At 65.9% G+C, this 16,595-nt stretch carries 11 protein-coding genes; 4 read left to right on the top strand and 7 right to left on the bottom strand.

What is annotated here, in order from left to right; translation table 11 throughout:
• Positions 1–120 precede the first annotated feature (120 nt).
• From U5775_RS14405 to mnmC, 5 genes are all read right to left on the bottom strand, one after another.
• Positions 121–858 (bottom strand): glutamine amidotransferase, encoded by a 738-nt coding sequence (locus tag U5775_RS14405; RefSeq protein ID WP_322058801.1) that lies wholly within the window; start codon positions 856–858, stop codon positions 121–123.
• A gap of 239 nt (positions 859–1,097) precedes the next feature.
• The gene (locus tag U5775_RS14400) at positions 1,098–1,736 is read right to left on the bottom strand and encodes a MarR family winged helix-turn-helix transcriptional regulator (RefSeq protein WP_322058800.1); all 639 of its coding nucleotides are present in this window, start codon (positions 1,734–1,736) and stop codon (positions 1,098–1,100) included.
• Positions 1,737–2,404: 668 nt separating this feature from the next.
• Positions 2,405–3,520: a YbdK family carboxylate-amine ligase gene (locus U5775_RS14395; RefSeq protein WP_322058799.1), complete on the bottom strand. Its 1,116-nt coding sequence runs from the start codon at positions 3,518–3,520 to the stop codon at positions 2,405–2,407.
• 98 nt (positions 3,521–3,618) lie between these two features.
• Positions 3,619–4,824, bottom strand: coding sequence for a cation:proton antiporter (locus U5775_RS14390; protein WP_322058798.1), 1,206 nt, complete (start codon positions 4,822–4,824; stop codon positions 3,619–3,621).
• Between the two features lie 1,082 nt (positions 4,825–5,906).
• Positions 5,907–7,949, bottom strand: coding sequence for a bifunctional tRNA (5-methylaminomethyl-2-thiouridine)(34)-methyltransferase MnmD/FAD-dependent 5-carboxymethylaminomethyl-2-thiouridine(34) oxidoreductase MnmC (gene mnmC / locus U5775_RS14385; protein ID WP_322058797.1), 2,043 nt, complete (start codon positions 7,947–7,949; stop codon positions 5,907–5,909).
• A 428-nt stretch (positions 7,950–8,377) separates the two neighbouring features.
• On the opposite strand from mnmC, the gene U5775_RS14380 reads away from it, so the two are divergent.
• The gene (locus tag U5775_RS14380; RefSeq protein ID WP_027815965.1) at positions 8,378–8,656 is read left to right on the top strand and encodes an HU family DNA-binding protein; all 279 of its coding nucleotides are present in this window, start codon (positions 8,378–8,380) and stop codon (positions 8,654–8,656) included.
• Between the two features lie 110 nt (positions 8,657–8,766).
• Here U5775_RS14380 and U5775_RS14375 read toward each other — a convergent pair whose 3' ends face one another.
• Both U5775_RS14375 and U5775_RS14370 read right to left on the bottom strand, forming a co-directional pair.
• A complete protein-coding gene (locus tag U5775_RS14375) occupies positions 8,767–10,101 on the bottom strand; it encodes a GTP-binding protein (protein ID WP_322058796.1) in 1,335 nt (444 codons plus the stop codon).
• Between the two features lie 254 nt (positions 10,102–10,355).
• Positions 10,356–10,802, bottom strand: a complete 447-nt coding sequence (locus U5775_RS14370; RefSeq protein WP_322058795.1) for a lytic transglycosylase domain-containing protein — start codon at positions 10,800–10,802, stop codon at positions 10,356–10,358.
• Between the two features lie 580 nt (positions 10,803–11,382).
• Here U5775_RS14370 and gspD point away from each other — a divergent pair.
• From gspD to gspF, 3 genes are read left to right on the top strand one after another with little or no spacing between them, the layout of a single operon-like run.
• Entirely contained in the window at positions 11,383–13,788 is a 2,406-nt protein-coding gene (gene gspD, locus U5775_RS14365; protein WP_322058794.1) for a type II secretion system secretin GspD, read from the top strand.
• Positions 13,789–13,790: 2 nt separating this feature from the next.
• Entirely contained in the window at positions 13,791–15,299 is a 1,509-nt protein-coding gene (gene gspE, locus U5775_RS14360; RefSeq protein WP_322058793.1) for a type II secretion system ATPase GspE, read from the top strand.
• A 39-nt stretch (positions 15,300–15,338) separates the two neighbouring features.
• Entirely contained in the window at positions 15,339–16,556 is a 1,218-nt protein-coding gene (gspF, locus tag U5775_RS14355; protein ID WP_322058792.1) for a type II secretion system inner membrane protein GspF, read from the top strand.
• Positions 16,557–16,595 lie beyond the last annotated feature (39 nt).

Here is a 16,595-nt window from a genome sequence, read left to right as displayed (position 1 = left end):
AAAGCGGGTGCGGAATGGGGGCAAAGCGGAAATACAAAGCGGTGCTAATTAAGCAGACCGCAAAACCGGCGCGCTGCAGCCCGCAGGCGCATGCAAAAAACGCGAGACGAGGCCGAAGCCTCAGGGCTGCTTCGTGGGTACGCTGGCCGCCAGGCTGTCGACGGCGTCGAGCCACTCGCCGAACATGCGGCTCGCCTGCGCTTCGAGACGTGGACCGTGCTGCGCCGTCTGCGCGCGCAAGGTATTGACGTCGATGCCCGCCGCCGCGATCTCGGCCGCATGGCCGATCAGCCAGGGCTCGAAGCGGTCGGCGCGTACCTCGGGATGACACTGCAGCCCGAGCACGTGCGAGCCCCACGAGAACGCCTGGTTTTCGCATAGCGGCGTGGACGCGAGCCGCGTCGCGCCTTGCGGCAGATCGAACGTGTCGCCATGCCAGTGCAGCATCGAAGTGGCCGCGCCATCCACGTGCCGTAGCGGCGACGCGTGGCCCGCATCGGTGAGCGTGAGCGGCGTCCAGCCGATTTCCTGATGCCCGGCGGCATAGACGCGCGCACCGAGCACGCGCGCGATGAGCTGGGCGCCGAGGCAAATGCCGAGCGTGGGCAGACCGGCGGCGATACGCTTTTCGATCAGCGCGGCGATGGGGGCAAGCGTGGGATAGCGTGCGTCGTCGCAGGCATTGATGGGGCCGCCGAGGATCACCATCAGCGAGGCCGAAACGGGATTGAGCGCCCCGACGCGCGCAAAGCCGACATCGACATAGCGCACCGGACGCCCGCGATCGCCGAGCACTCGCTCGAAGCTGCCGAGGTCCTCGAAATATACGTGGCGAATAGCCAATACTTCGCGATTCATCGGCAAATCCTTGGGGTCTGCTAGACAATATGCAACGCGTCGCGCGAACGGCATGCGAGGTGCATGCCGGAATCACACGATAAACACATGCTGGGGCACGCACATGCGTGCAACGATAAGCGCGCCGGCGCAAATGCGTCGCGCGCACGACCGAACCGGACACTTCAGGCGAGCAAACCGGCTGCGGACGACCGCCGGACTCGCCAGGCGCCACGTGAAATCACATGGCGCCGCGACGATTACGCCGCGAAGATCTTCCAGTTTTTCTTCTGCGTGATCGCGTCGGCCTGTGCGTACACCGAGCAATCGAGACGCAGATCGGTGTCCGACATGTCGATCTTGAGCAGCGCGCAGTGATGCGGCGTCTTCTTCGCGTTCTTGCTCGGCTCGAAGTGCGAGCAGGTGAGGCACATGCGGTGCTGCGGCATGGCGTCCTGCGACTCCAGCACGTAGACCGTCTTGAGCAGCGTGCGGTAGACCGCCGACTGCTCGTCGGCGCGCAGCGTGCCGACGGCCTTCGAGAGGAAGTCAGGCCATTGCGCGGCCTTCTTCGCGGCCGTACGGCCACGCGCGGTCAAACGCACCGCGAGCGCGCGGCCGTCGTCGAGCGCACGGCGCTTTTCGACGAGACCCTTGGTTTCGAGCGTGCTTACCGCATCGCTGGTCGTTGCGGCAGTCAGTGCCGTCTCGCGGGCGATCTCGCCGAGGCGCATCGGCCCCTTGCGCTGCATCAGCAGCACGAGAATTTCGCCCTGGGTCGGCGTGAGTCCTGCCCCTTCGGCCCAGTCCCACGCCTGGCTCCGCATTGCCGTGCTAAGTCGCAGCAGGCTATGGGTCACCCGCCCGGCTGCCTGCTCTCCGTATACGCCTTCGCTCATAGTCTTTCGCTGGTTATTTGGCAGCTTGCGCTGCATCGTCAGCCGCCGCACCTGCCGGCGGCCTTGTGGGAAAGTTCGCGCCCGATTCCAGGAAATCGGCCACACCATCTCAAAAAATTCCTGCTTCGCCGGCGCAAGAAACGCACGCTGCGCACAGTCATTCCTTCTCGCCTTGCAGGCCCAAAGCGTCCTTCGCGACCTCGTGCCTGCGCAGCAAACCGACATTCTATGCGAGAGTAGCAAATCGCACAGCTAACTTATCCAACCGGAATTGTGGATAACCAGTTGGTAAGTACACCATTGGTATGTGGACTGATTCTTGATGCCGCACAATCTCAGCCCCAACCGATACCTGGTTATCCCTGATTTTTTCCCCTCGCGCAACTGCAGTCTACTCGCGCGATGCGTGCGCAGGCCATTGAGTTTTCAGGCATTTCGAGGGTTACCCACAGGACGCCGCCCGTCTCGTCAGCAACGATTGACTCTCTTTAGGCGAACATCAAAAAAATAAGAACCCCCTGGTAACTTGCCTGGGACAAAAAAATCTTTTTTCCTCCAGCGCAAGATTGCGCGGAGCGCCCTGAAAACGCAAGGGCAGCCCGCAGGCTGCCCTCTTTCATGGTGTTTTTTAGCACTCCGGCGTTGTCCGGATGGCACACACGGGCCGCTCAGGCGCGCCAGCGCAAACATTGTTGCCGCACCGCTTCATGCAGGGACTTTTCCTCGGCCACCACGCCGCGCAGCCAGGTCGCGTCGTTGCTCTGGGCGCGCGCGATCGTGCCGATTTCGGCGAGCGCGCGCGTCGAGCCGAGCGCTTCGCCATGCGGCGCAATCTTGTCGAGCGTGGCCAGAATGTCTTCGGAGATGGTGCGGCGCTCGCCCGTCTGCGGATCGACGCAGGTGCCAGCCATGCCGAAACGGCAGGCCTGGAAGCGGTTGAACGTGTAGACGAGGTAGTCGTCTTCGCGCGGGTGGATCGGCCGGTCGGTCAGCAGATGCCGCGCGAGCGTCTGGATATAGCAGGCGATTGCCGCCGCGCGCTCGACCGAGAGCGGCGTATCCATGACGCGCACCTCGATCGTGCCGAAGCCGGGTTTCGGGCGAATATCCCAGTAAAAGTCTTTCATGCTGTTGACGACGCCCGTATGCACCATCTTCGAGAAGTACTCCTTGAACTCCTCCCAGCTCAGCATGAACGGCGCGCGGCCCGAGAGCGGGAACGCGAACACGGAATTTAGCCGTGCCGAATGAAATCCGGTGTCCACGCCCTGCACGTACGGCGACGATGCCGACAGCGCGATGAAATGCGGAATGAAGCGCGAGAGCGAATGCAGCAGGAACAGCGCGCTGTCGGCGTCGGGGCAGCCGATGTGCACGTGCTGGCCGAACACCGTGAACTGCTTCGCGAGGTAGCCGTACAGCTCCGAAAGGTACTGAAAGCGCGGGGTATCGACGATCCGCCGGTCGCTCCACTGCTGGAACGCATGCGTTCCGCCGCCGCACAGGCCGACGTTCAGGCGGTCGGCGGCGGCGACCAGCACGTCGCGGATCTTGCGCAGATCGGCCACGGCCTGCTCATGGTGCGTGCAGATGCCCGTGGAGAGCTCGATCATGCTTTCGGTGATTTCGGGCGTGATGTTGCCCGGAATCTCCTGATCCTTGATGAGGCGCATGAGGTCGCTGCCCGCCTTGGTCAGATCGTAATCGTGCGTGTTGACGACCTGCATTTCGAGTTCGACGCCGAACGTGAACGGCTTCGAATCGACAAAAGTTTCCAGTGACATGACATCCCCTCTTTCGGCCGCGCCGCGCGGGTGGCCGATCATGGTGTCGGCGCGTGGCGCGGCGGGCGGTGTTTCCCTGGCGGCCGGAGCCGCCGCATTCATTTTTCGCCGCGTTCGCCGACGAGCGCAAGCGCACGGTAGACGAGCCACGGCCCGAGCAACTGCAGCACGACGATCGCGCACATCATGATCGCGCGCAGGCGCGGATCGAATGACGGATAAAGATCGTAGGTGTCCTCCACAAGCAGCAGCGCGAGCGCGGACATGGGTGTCAGCGCCAGACCGAGCGCGATGCCCTGCTTCCATTCGAGCCCGCTCGGCTTAGCGAAGATCAGGACCCCGACGAGTTTCGCCACGAGCCGTGCGACGATGAGTCCCGCCGCGGCCACGCCGCCGACCAGAATGTCGTGCCATTCGAAGGTGGTCATCGTGAGCACGAACAGGATCACGGTGAGCAGCCATCCGGCCGTGCCGAAATGCTGCGGCCACAGTTGCGGCCGCGCCTCGAGGTTCTTCACGATGATGCCGGCAGCCAGCAGGCTCAGGATGGTCGAGAGCTTGAGCAGATGCGCCACGGCAATCGCGAGCAGCACGAGGCCGAACAGCGCGACGAACGAATGCTCGTCCTGCGGGCTCAGGCGCCGGTAGAACAAGGTGCAGGCGCGCGCGAGCACATACGCGACGACGATCGAGCCCACCAGCAGATAGAGCGGCTGCAGGATGGTGGCAAAAACGTTGCCGTAGATCTCCTGGTGCAGCCAGCCCGACGCGAGCTTTTCGATCACGACCGCGTACATGCTGTTGAGCGCCGTGAGCGTGAGCAGGCGCTGCGTGACCTGGCCTTCGGCGCGCAACTCGGTCTTGAGCTGGATCACCATCGCCGGGGACGTCGCCATGGCGATCGAGGCCACGACGATGGCCACCATTGCCGGCACCGAGAGAAACAGCAGCACGACGAGCACAAGCACGAAGGTCAGCGTGGCCTCGGCGAGGCTCGAAAGAATGAGCCATGGATTGCGGCGGATCCAGCGCAGATCGAGCCGGCTGCCGAGTTCGAACAGCAGCAGGCCGAGCGCGACGTCGAGCAATGGCCGCGCGGCATCGGCGGTATCGATACCGATCACGCCGAAGCCCGCCGAGCCGGCAATCAGCCCGATGATCGCGTAACCCGAAATGCGCGGCAGCCGCCAGGCGCGATAGCACAGCTCGCCGACGAGACCGGCCGCGAGCAGCGCGAGCCCCGCCCAGAATATGCCGTCTGGCTGCAACGGCCACGCAGGAAAGAACGAAAACGCCGACTTCATCGTAGTGGCTTCTCCTTGGCAGAACATCTTGCATGGGATCGGACCTGGCGCCCCGCCTGGGCGCGCAGCGAGTGCCTAGGCACGACTGCGGGCGATGGCTCGAGTACCGGGTCCGATCGACCCAGAAGACAGTCCGGCTGTCCGACGCGACGTCAAAACCTCTCGCGCCTGGCACATGGGCAAGCCGCGTGCCGGGCGGGCGCAGCGCGAGCAACGCAACCGTGGTGCGAGACGCCTCGCACCACGGTTGCGCCCGCGTCGTCGCACCGGGCCCCGGGCGCCATGCGGCGCTTTTGACGCTACAAGCGCTGACAGACGGGGCGCGCAGGCTCGCAACCTGATGAGGTGGCGGCCAGACACGACGGACGACAACGGGAAACCTCTGCACCGGCGCCGCTCGCGCGGCGAACAGCCGGTACGGGCGCGTTCTTGTGGATTGTCAGCGCCCGTGTTGGGTGAACGAACGCTGCCGACTCTCCTGAGCACTCAGATTCAGGATAAGCGGCATCCGTTCCGTGGACGCGCTGGCCGTCTGTTGCGGCGCATGACGCGGAAAAAGAACGGCGATTGTGCCATAGCTTTTTTGCAGTTGTGCCGACCTGACGGCAAAGGTTGGCAAAGCCGGTAAATCCGTCCGTTTTCACCGACTTTTCACGACGATAAGGAAAAAATGACCGTCGCGGCCGTTCGGTGGCGCACTGTCTGTGGTGGGCGCTCCCGCGCCTTGGGCGTTTTTCAGGCCGATAGCGATGGCGCCAGCTTCGGGTTTACGGTTTACCGTATGTATACGTAGTAGAAGTTAACAAAGGCGGGGCTTTTCTGTGGATAACCCCTGTATACCTATGTGAATCATCGGCTTGGCGCTCGCACAACCCACTGCGAAGCGTGTGAGGTGCGCGATGGCATCGAAGAATAACTTTTGGGCCGCGCGAATGGGCCGCCGAGTTACCCCGTTTACGTCCACATCGCGTCCACACTCGATTTACCCACAATTCGCGCGGTTATCCACAGGCTCGCGTGGACAACCGTATTGGTCGGGGGAATGGCTCGCCCGCGTCTCATGCGCGGGCGCAGGCGTGTGGCTAGAGACTGCGCTGGCGCAAGGCGCGCTGAAGGAAACGCGCTGGATCGACCTGTTCGGCGAGCTCGCGCTCGATCGGCCAGGGCTCGCCTTCTAGCTGAGAGGCGATGAGCTCGGCGCCGAGCGCGGCCCATATGAGCCCGCGCGAGCCGAACGCGAACGCGCCGTAGAGCCCGGGGGCGCGAGGCAGATCGAGCGGCCAGGCGCCGGAAAGCCGTTGCGCGTCGCGGCGTGCGGCCGCTTCGTCGCCGAGCTGGCCCAGCATGGGCAAGCGGTCGCTCGTGACGCAGCGCAAGGCCACACGGCCTCGCCAGGCGTCCTGGGAGGCGCCGGCTGCGGCATCCGCGGCGGCTTGCAGGCCCGGCAGCATGCGCGCGACGCGCTCGAGGTTTTCCACGTGGCCAGCTTCGCGCAGGTCGGTGTCGGTGTCGTCGACTTCGTAGGTGGCGCCCGTGAGCGTCACGCCGTGCGGCAAGGGCACGGCGTAGCCATCGCCGATCACGGGCACGCGCAGCGACGCGAGCGGGCTTGCGTCGAGCAGCGTGAGCTGGCCGCGCACGCTGCGCGTGGGGGCGAAGTCGAGCGCCGCGGCGCGCGCGGCGTCGTGCGCGTTGGCGAAGATCACCGCGCCGGCTTGGGCGATGAGCGCGCCGTTTTCATCGAACACTTGCCAGGCGTCGCCGGCGCGCGCGATGCGTGCGACCTGCACGCCGTAGCGCAGGTCGATCTGCGCGCCCGCAAGGCTCCTTGCCGCGGCAATCTGCGCGCGGCACAGCGACGCCGGATCGATCGCGCCGCCGCGCGGATAGAACCAGCCGCCCTGCGCGAGCGCGACGCCGGCAATCGACTCGGCCTCGGCGCGGTCGACGCCGCGCACGAATTCTTCGGGATAACCAAATGATGCGAGCGCGGCGGCGACGGCTTGAGATTCGTCGTCCGTAGCAAGATGCAGGAGTCCTGAGTGCGAGCGCACCGGCGCCTCGATGGCTCCTGGCGCACCCGCCTGAGCCGCGACATCGAGCGCGGCCCAGCGCCGCAGCGCGTAGAGAAACCCGGCGCGCGTGATGCGCGAGGCGCTGCTGTCGTCGCGCGAGACGAGCGGATGGAACACGCCCGCGGGATTGCCCGACGCTTCGCGCGCGGGCGCCGCGTGCCGTTCGACGAGCGTGACGTGCCAGCCCCGCGCCGCGAGCCGCTCGACCAGCGCGCTACCCGCGAGCCCCGCGCCGATCACCACCGCGTGCCGATGCCCGAGCACGAGCGGCAGCGGCGGCTCGTAGCGCCGCACGCGCCAGCGCGGCGCGAAGCGGCCCACCAGCATGGTCCATTTCGTCCCGAAGCCGGCCGTCTTGCGGTATTCGAAGCCGTTCTGCTCGAGCGCGCGCTTCACGTCGCCTGCGCTGCTCCACGTCGCGAACGTGGCCTCCTCGCCCGCGACGCGCGCGAGCGCCTTGAAGATCGCCGGCGACCAGAGCTCGGGATTCTTCGAGGGGGCGAAGCCGTCGAGATAGATGGCGTCGGCGCGTAACCACATTTTGGGAAGCGTTTCGAGCGCATCGCCGAACGCGAGCGTGAGCGTCACGCGCCCGCCTTCGAATTCGAGCCGGTGCATGCCGGGCACGAGCATCGGCCAGGCCTCGACGAGCTCGTGCGCAAGACGCGCGATCGAAGTCCCCGACATTCCCGAGGTTCCTGACGTTTGCGGTGCGTGCGCAACCACCGCATCGAGCGCCGCGCGCAGATCGTCGCGCGAAAACGGATGCTTTTCCACCGAGACGAAATGCAGGCGCTCGCAGCGCGCGCGTGCGTTGCGCCACGCGGCCCACGTCGCGAGGAAGTTCACGCCCATGCCAAAACCGGTTTCGAGCACAGTGAAAATGCGCTTGTTCTGCCAGCGTTCGGGCAGGCCGTTGCCGCGCAAAAACACGTATTCGGCCTGCTCGAAGGCGCCGAAAGTGCTGTGATAGACGTCGTCGAAACGGGGCGAATACGGCGTGCCGTCTTCGCGAAAGGCGAGCGTGGCGGGGATCAGTGTGGCGGTCATGACTCACGCGGTGGCTGGAAACGGCGGGCTTCGAAGTGGGAGGGCCGGCGGCAAACGCCCATGGGCATTGGGTTTGCGGGCGCAAAGCGTTGGCGCGGCGCAACGCCGCGAAGGTTAAATCGGCGGACGCGGCGCGCTTTTGCCGGGCGGCGCGCGTCAAAAACACGAGCCAGCGCGTAAAACCCGCGCGAACCCCTCGAAATCTTCGAAACCCTTGTCGTTATTGGGTTTGCGCTGCGCTATCATAGCAAGCGCCGCCCAGGGAAGCGGCAGCACGGACGTCGCGGCGAAGCGTACACGCTGGCCGCCGCAACGAAAACACGCCGGAGTGCTCCGGATCCGATGCTGCTCGACGGCGCGGCACGCGACCGTATAATCGGCGCGTTCGCGCTGTTCGTGTCAACCTAAACACAGAAAGGAACTTCTCAATGAATAAACAGGAACTGATCGACGCCGTCGCAGCACAGACGGGCGCTAGCAAGGCACAAACCGGCGAAACGCTGGACACGCTCCTCGAAGTGGTCAAGAAGGCTGTGTCGAAGGGCGACGCGGTCCAGCTGATCGGCTTCGGCAGCTTCGGCTCGGGCAAGCGCGCAGCGCGTACGGGCCGCAACCCGAAGACGGGCGAAACCATCAAGATTCCCGCAGCCAAGACCGTCAAGTTCACGGCTGGCAAGGCGTTCAAGGACGCCGTCAACAAGCGCTAAAGCATTGCCGCTTTAAGTTGACACCCGCCCCTGGCGGGTTTTTTTTCGCCCGCCGGTTTCTGACAGACAATGTCTGACAGCCGGCGGGCGTCGCTTCGCGCATGGCGCGCTCAGTCGTGACGGTGGACGATTTCGCCGCCGTGGTCGTGGTCGCCGTCGTGATCATGGTCATGATCATGATCGTCGTCGTCGAAATCCCAGGACGGGAACGGATCGGCATAAGCCTGCCAGGCGTCGGGGCCCGCGGTAAATTCGGCGTCGCTCACGAGACACGCATCGAGCCTGGCCTGCCACGCGTCGGGATCGATATCGACGCCGATCATCACCAGTTCCTGGCGCCGGTCGCCGATGCGCGTATCGTTCGCGTCGCCGAACCAGTCGGCCGCGATCTCCTGTTCCAGCTCGGCATCCTGCGGCCAGTCCTCGCGCGGCTGCGCGGCCCACCAGGTGCCCGCCGGGCCGTGGCGGCACACGCCGCCCGCCTGCGAGAGCGAGCCAGCCACGTCGTTGCGCGTGGCGAGCCAGAAGAAGCCCTTCGAGCGCAGCACGCCCTTCCACTCCTCGTGGAGCAGCGCCCATAGACGCTCGGGATGGAACGGCTTGCGCGCGCGATAGATGAAATTGCCGATGCCGTACTCGTCGGCCTCGCTGTGATGCGCGTGCGGCGCGTCGCCGCCTTCGTGGTCATGGTCGTGCTCGTGCAGCGACGAGAGCCAGCCCGGCGCGCTCGCGGCGGCGTCGAAGTCGAAGCGGCCCGTGTTGAGCACCTCGGCAAGCGGCACCTGGCCATGGCGGCTCACCACCTGCACCGCGCGCGGATTGATGCGCGCGAGAATGCGCTGCAGGCGCGCGAGTTCGTCGGCGCTCACGAGATCGGCCTTGTTGATCACGAGCACGTCGCAGAATTCCACCTGTTCGATCAGCAATTCGACGATCGTGCGGTCGTCGGTGTCGCTGGCCGCCACGCCGTGCTCGGCGAGCGGGTCGGCGCTCGCGTAGTCGCGCAGGAAGTTGAACGCGTCCACGACGGTCACCATCGTGTCGAGGCGCGCGACGTCGGAGAGCGTGACGCCGTCGTCATCGGTGAAGGTGAAGGTTTCGGCGATGGGCATGGGCTCGGCGATGCCGGTCGACTCGATCAGGATGGCGTCGAAGCGCTGGCCGGCCTGAGCGGGATCGGCGAGGCGCCGGATCTCGGCGAGCAGGTCGTCGCGCAGCGTGCAGCAGATGCAGCCGTTGGACAGCTCGACGAGCTTTTCCTCGACATGCGAGAGCGTGGCGGCGTCGCGCACGAGCGCGGCGTCGATATTGACGGCGGCCAGGTCGTTGACAATCACGGCCACGCGCAGGCCGGCGCGGTTCGCGAGGACGTGGTTGAGCAACGTGGTCTTGCCCGCGCCCAGAAACCCGGAGAGCACCGTGACGGGCAGTGGCGGCTGATTCATTGCAATGTGCGATAAAGAAAGGCGGGGAGTCGGGCCGCGCGGGCCGGCGGGCGTGAGGCGGATGCCGGACGCGGCCAGAGCGGCGCAAGCCTGCATTTTGCACCATGCGCGCGCGGCGCGCTGACGGACGAGCCTGACCCAAGCCTCAGGCGACGCCTCAGATCCATGCCCGGCGACGCGGCCTCGCCGCGCTTACCCTGCCCCGCAATGGCGGCGCGGTGCCGCGCCGCCCAGCGCGTTTCAGCGCATCGACCTCAGGGCATCAGCTTCCATTTGCGCAGGATCGCGGCGATCTGCTGCGCATATTGATCGCGCAATGCGGGCGTTTCGGAGTGGTACGCGCCCACGGCCGCCCAGGTATTGCCGTATTTGTTCATCTTCTGGCGCAAATGCCAGGCGGCGATGTAGACGTTCTTGCACGGCTCCATCAGCGTGCTCGACGAAATGCCGTATTGCGCAAGCGTGGGAAGATGAACCGAGTTGATTTGCATCACCCCGTAGTCGACCGAACCATTCGCATTCCTGTGCGTTGCGTCGGGCGTGTTGTGCGATTCCTGCCAGGCGATGGCGCGCAGAATGAGCGGATTGACCTTCTGGTAGCGGGCCGCCTCGTCGAAGCAATCGGCGCGCGCCGGCGCGCTCGCGCAGACGGCGGCGAGCGTGAGGACAGCGGTGATCGTGGCGGATGCAACCTTTTTCATGGGAACGTCGAGGGAAGTCGCGATGCGCCGGGACGGCGGCTCGTTCTTCCCGCAAGGGGGAAAACCGCGCCTGCCTGGCGGATCCGGGCATTCTGCGCAATGGACCGCCCGTATCATACCGGCAGACGAAGTCGCGTCAAGCCGGCCAAACGGCATGCGAGCCGCCTCGCATGCGGGCAGTGCGAATCGCCGGGAATCTCGCGGAATTGCCGCTAGTTGCGGGGGAATTGTTGGATATAAGCGGCGTGACTTGAAGGTCGATACTGTTTCCAACCCTTACAGAAGGCTTCTGGGTCTTGCCGCAAGTTAGAGGAAATCCCCAGACGTGATTTCTTTGTGACAAATTCGACACGAAAAGCTGCTACTGTTGCACTTTTTGCTGGTCGGTCAGCCGGGAGGAGCGGCGCCGGCGGGCCGCAGCCAATGGGCCGTTGAGTCGACGGTCTGTGCGGGCAGGTCCCGCAGGCTGCCTGGCCTCGCGAGGCGCGACGACCATATCAAGCACGTTGAGCACGATAAGTACGACTGGCCGGTGGCGTCCGTCCCCGGCTTCGATATGACATCCATGAGAATAAATCGTATGGCTTTGCGTCGCGTCGCCACGGCGCTGCTCGTGAGCGGACTGATGGCGGCGCAGTTCGCGCATGCCCAGGTCACGCTCAACTTCGTCAACGCCGACATCGATCAGGTGGCGAAGGCAATCGGCGCGGCCACCGGCAAAACGATCATTGTCGATCCGCGCGTGAAGGGGCAGCTCAATCTCGTCTCCGAGAACCCCGTGCCCGAGGACCAGGCGCTCAAGACGCTGCAATCGGCGCTGCGCATGCAGGGCTTCGCGCTCGTGCAGGATCATGGCGTGCTCAAGGTCGTGCCCGAGGCCGATGCCAAGCTCCAGGGCGTGCCGACCTACGTGGGCAATGCGCCCTCGGCGCGCGGCGACCAGGTGGTCACGCAGGTGTTCACGCTCAGGAACGAATCGGCGAACAACCTGCTGCCCGTGCTGCGGCCGCTCATTTCGCCGAACAACACCATCGCGGCCTATCCGGCCAACAACACGCTCGTCGTGACCGACTATGCGGACAACGTGCGCCGCATCGCCGCGATCATCGCCGGCGTGGATACGGCCGCGGGCCAGCAGGTCCAGGTGGTGCCGCTCAAGAACGCCAATGCGCTCGACATCGCGCCGCAGATTGCGAAGATGCTCGATCCGGGCGCGATCGGCGCCTCGGACCCGTCGCTCAAGGTGTCGGTCGTCGCCGACCCGCGCACCAACTCGCTGATGCTGCGCGCATCGAATGCGCAGCGCCTCGCCGCCGCGATCCAGCTCGCGAAGCAGCTCGACGCGCCCACGAGCATGCCGGGCAACATGCACGTCGTCACGCTGCGCAACGCCGATGCGGTGCAGCTCGCCAAAACGCTGCGCGGGATGCTGGGCAAGGGCGGGAACGACTCGTCGTCGGGCAACAGTGCGAACTCGTTCAACCAGAATTCGGGTGGCGGCGGTGGTGGTGGCAGCGGCAATAACTCGACCGGTCTTTCGGGCACGCCGCCGCTGCCCAGCTCGCTCGGCGGCGGCATGTCCTCGGGCAATTCGTTGACGGGCGGCGGCTCCGGCTCCGGCGGCAGCAACGATGCGCCGTTCCTCGGCGCCGACAAGGACAAGGGCGACGACAACCAGCCCGGCGGCATGATCCAGGCCGACGCGGCAACCAACTCGCTGATCATCACGGCGCCGGACCCGGTCTACCGCAACCTGCGCTCCGTGATCGATCAGCTCGATGCGCGGCGCGCCCAGGTCTACATCGAAGCGTTGATCGTCGAGCTGAACTCGAACACGAACGCCAATCTCGGCATCCAGTGGCAGATCGCGAACGGCAACGTGCTGGCCGGGACCAATCTCGCCACGGGCAATGGCAACAGCATCATCGACCTGACCGCGAACGCGGTGGCCAACGTCGCCACCGGCGGCCTCGTCAACTCGCTCGGCGGCCTCCAGCAAGGCCTGAACGTGGGCTGGATCCACAATCTGTTCGGTGTGCAGGGGCTCGGCGCGTTGCTGCAGGCGCTCTCGCAGACCAACGACGCCAACGTGCTGTCCACGCCTAACCTCATCACGCTCGACAACCAGGAAGCGAAGATCGTCGTCGGGACGAACGTGCCGATCCAGACGGGCTCGTATTCGAATCTCACGAGCGGCTCGACGAGCTCGGCGTTCAACACCTACGATCGCGTCGACGTCGGCCTCACGCTGCACATCAAGCCGCAGATCACCGAAGGCGGCATCCTGAAGCTCCAGCTCTACACGGAAGATTCGGCGATCGTCACCGGCACGACCAACGTGTCGACGAACCCGGCCGGCCCCGAGTTCACCAAGCGTTCGATCCAGTCCACCGTGCTGGCCGACAACGGCGAGATCATCGTGCTCGGCGGCCTCATGCAGGACAACTACCAGGTCAGCAACAGCAAGGTGCCGCTGCTCGGCGACATTCCGTGGATCGGCCAGTTGTTCCGCTCGGAAAACAAGACGCGCCAGAAGACCAATCTGATGGTGTTCCTGCGCCCCGTGATCATCAACGACCGCAACACGGCGCAAGCGGTGACGTCGAACCGCTACGACTATATCCAGGGCGTGACGGGCGCTTACCGGTCCGATAACAACCTGATCAAGGACAAGGACGATCCGGTGGTGCCGCCGATGCCGCTCGGTCCGGCCGAAGGTGGATCGGCGCTGAACCTGTTCGATCTCGACAAGATGCGTCGCGAGCAGGCGGTGCGGACACTGCCTGCGGCCCCGGCAACCGCTCCCGCAAATGGCGCGGATGCCACGACGCCCGGCGTGAATAGTTATCCCGTGCCGAATGGCGCGGCGCCCGCCAACGCCACGCAGATGCAATCCGCCTATCCCGGGACCGCGCCCGCGCAATATCCACCCGCGCAGATGGCGCCCACGCAACAGCCGCTCACCCAGCCGAGGGTGCAGCCTTGAGCATGGCCGACACGCCCCGCCCGTCCTCCGCGGCCGCGCACGACAGTGCGGTGCCGCGCGAGGCGCCCTCGCCCGTCGCCGCGCGGCTCGTGCCGTACGGCTTCGCGAGGAGCGGCCAGATCCTCGTCGCGCAGCAGCACGCCGACGGGCTCGAGGTGTGGATCAGCGAGCGCACGACGGGCGCGGCGATCGCCGAAGTCGCGCGCAATTTCGGGGCGTTCACGCTCGTGCGCATTCCCGCCGACGAGCTCGCGCAGGCGATCAACCAGGCGTACGCGCGCCAGGACGGCAGCGCGGCGCAGGTGGTGGGCGAGGTGGAAGGCGAAGTCGATCTTTCGCGCCTGATGCAGGACATTCCCGAGGTGGAAGACCTGCTCGAATCCGAAGACGACGCGCCCATCATCCGCATGATCAACGCGCTGCTCACGCAGGCCGCGCGCGAGCAGGCCTCGGACATCCACATCGAGCCGTTCGAGAATGCCTCGGTGGTGCGCTTTCGCGTCGACGGCACGCTGCGCGACGTGGTGCGCCCGAAAAAAGCGCTGCACGGCGCGCTGATCTCGCGCATCAAGATCATGGCGCAGCTCGACATTGCCGAAAAACGGCTGCCGCAGGACGGCCGCATCACGCTGCGCGTGGGTGGCCGGCCCGTGGACGTGCGCGTTTCCACGCTGCCCACGGGCCACGGCGAGCGCGCGGTGCTGCGTTTGCTGGAAAAGGACGCGCAGCGCCTGAACCTCGAAGCGCTCGGCATGGCCGCCGACACGCTCAAGCAGTTCGATCAGCTGATCGCCAAGCCGCACGGCATCGTGCTCGTGACGGGGCCGACCGGCTCGGGCAAGACCACCACGCTCTATGCGTCGATGTCGCGGCTCGAGACCACCACGACCAACATCATGACCGTCGAGGACCCGATCGAGTACGACCTCGCGGGCATCGGCCAGACCCAGGTGAACGAGCGCATCGGCATGACGTTCGCGCGCGCGCTGCGCTCGATCCTGCGCCAGGACCCGGACATCATCATGATCGGCGAAATCCGCGACCTCGAAACCGCGCAGATCGCCGTGCAGGCCTCGCTCACGGGCCACCTCGTGCTCGCGACGCTCCATACCAACGACGCCGCTTCGGCGGTCACGCGTCTGACCGACATGGGCGTGGAGCCGTATCTGCTCGCATCGTCGCTGCTCGGCGTGCTCGCGCAGCGTCTCGTGCGGCAGTTGTGCCCGCACTGCAAGGAAGCGCGCGTGGAGGACGACGGCCGCACGCGCTGGCATCCGGTCGGCTGCGAGCGCTGCGGGCATTCGGGCTATTCGGGGCGGCGCGGCGTGTACGAACTGCTCACCATCGACGAGCCGATTCGCAACCTCATTCACCGCAATGCCGCCGACGCCGAGATTTTCGCCGCAGGACGGGCGCAGGGCATGCGCACGCTGCGCGACGACGGCGAGCGCTGGCTCGACGCGGGCACGACCTCGCTCGAGGAAGTGCTGCGCGTGACGGGCGGCGTGTAAAGCGGCCGAACGGAGCCAGATAGGGAGGCGAAGAGGATCATGCCGGCATTCCGTTTCGAAGCGATCGACGCCGCGGGCAAGGCGCAAAAAGGCGTGCTCGACGCGGACAGCGCGCGCGGCGCGCGTGCGCAGCTACGCGGCCAGGGTCTCACGCCGCTCGTGGTCGAGCCGGCGGCGAGCCGCACGCGCGGCGCGCGGCAGCAGCGCCTCGCGCTCGGGCGGCGCCTTTCGCAGCGCGAGCAGGCGATTCTCACGCGCCAGCTCGCGAGCCTGCTGGTCGCGGGGCTGCCGCTTGGCGAAGCGCTCGCGGTGCTCACCGAGCAGGCCGAGCGCGACTACATCCGCGAGCTGATGGCCGCGATCCGCGCAGAGGTGCTGGGCGGCCATTCGCTCGCCAACGCGCTCGCGCAGCATCCGCGCGACTTCCCCGATATCTACCGCGCGCTCGTCGCGGCGGGCGAGCATACGGGCAAGCTCGGCATCGTGCTTTCGCGCCTCGCCGACTACATCGAGCAGCGCAACGCGCTCAAGCAGAAGATCGTGCTGGCCTTCACCTACCCGACGATCGTCACGATCATCGCGTTCGGCATCGTCACGTTCTTGCTGAGCTATGTGGTGCCGCAGGTCGTGAACGTATTTGCGAGTACGAAGCAACAGTTGCCGTTTCTGACCATCATGATGATGGCGCTCTCGGGCTTCGTGCGGCAATGGTGGTGGGCCGTGCTGATCGTGGTGGCCATCGTCGCGTGGATCGTGCGCGCGACCTTGCGTCGGCCAGGACCGCGGCTCGTGTTCGACCGGTGGCTCCTCACGGCGCCGCTCGCGGGCAAGCTCGTGCGCGGCTACAACACCGTGCGCTTCGCGAGCACGCTCGGCATTCTGAGCGCGGCGGGCGTGCCGATCCTGCGCGCGCTGCAGGCGGCGGGCGAGACGCTCTCGAACCGCGCGATGCGCATGAACGTGGACGACGCCATCGTGCGCGTGCGCGAAGGCACGTCGCTCTCGCGCGCGCTGGGCAATACGAAGACGTTTCCGCCCGTGCTGGTGCATTTGATCCGCTCGGGCGAGGCGACCGGCGACGTGACCACCATGCTCGACCGCGCCGCCGAAGGCGAGGCGCGCGAGCTCGAGCGGCGCACGATGTTTCTCACGAGCCTGCTAGAGCCGCTTTTGATTCTGGCGATGGGTGGTGTGGTGCTCGTGATCGTGCTCGCGGTGATGATGCCGATTATCGAGCTGAACAATCTCGTGCAATGAGTGGTACAGCAAGCGCAGCAGTCAGTCGCGCGCGCGTTT

It is taken from the genome of Paraburkholderia sp. J63 (assembly GCF_905220245.1).
Taxonomy (GTDB): domain Bacteria; phylum Pseudomonadota; class Gammaproteobacteria; order Burkholderiales; family Burkholderiaceae; genus Paraburkholderia.
This window is presented reverse-complemented; position numbering and strand designations above follow the sequence as displayed.

Coding starts and splice junctions, on each gene's coding strand:
- U5775_RS14405 (WP_322058801.1), bottom strand. CDS start 858: ATGAATCGCGAAGTATTGGCTATTCGCCACGTATATTTCGAGGACCTC.
- U5775_RS14400 (WP_322058800.1), bottom strand. CDS start 1,736: ATGAGCGAAGGCGTATACGGAGAGCAGGCAGCCGGGCGGGTGACCCAT.
- U5775_RS14395 (WP_322058799.1), bottom strand. CDS start 3,520: ATGTCACTGGAAACTTTTGTCGATTCGAAGCCGTTCACGTTCGGCGTC.
- U5775_RS14390 (WP_322058798.1), bottom strand. CDS start 4,824: ATGAAGTCGGCGTTTTCGTTCTTTCCTGCGTGGCCGTTGCAGCCAGAC.
- mnmC (WP_322058797.1), bottom strand. CDS start 7,949: ATGACCGCCACACTGATCCCCGCCACGCTCGCCTTTCGCGAAGACGGC.
- U5775_RS14380 (WP_027815965.1), top strand. CDS start 8,378: ATGAATAAACAGGAACTGATCGACGCCGTCGCAGCACAGACGGGCGCT.
- U5775_RS14375 (WP_322058796.1), bottom strand. CDS start 10,101: ATGAATCAGCCGCCACTGCCCGTCACGGTGCTCTCCGGGTTTCTGGGC.
- U5775_RS14370 (WP_322058795.1), bottom strand. CDS start 10,802: ATGAAAAAGGTTGCATCCGCCACGATCACCGCTGTCCTCACGCTCGCC.
- gspD (WP_322058794.1), top strand. CDS start 11,383: ATGGCTTTGCGTCGCGTCGCCACGGCGCTGCTCGTGAGCGGACTGATG.
- gspE (WP_322058793.1), top strand. CDS start 13,791: ATGGCCGACACGCCCCGCCCGTCCTCCGCGGCCGCGCACGACAGTGCG.
- gspF (WP_322058792.1), top strand. CDS start 15,339: ATGCCGGCATTCCGTTTCGAAGCGATCGACGCCGCGGGCAAGGCGCAA.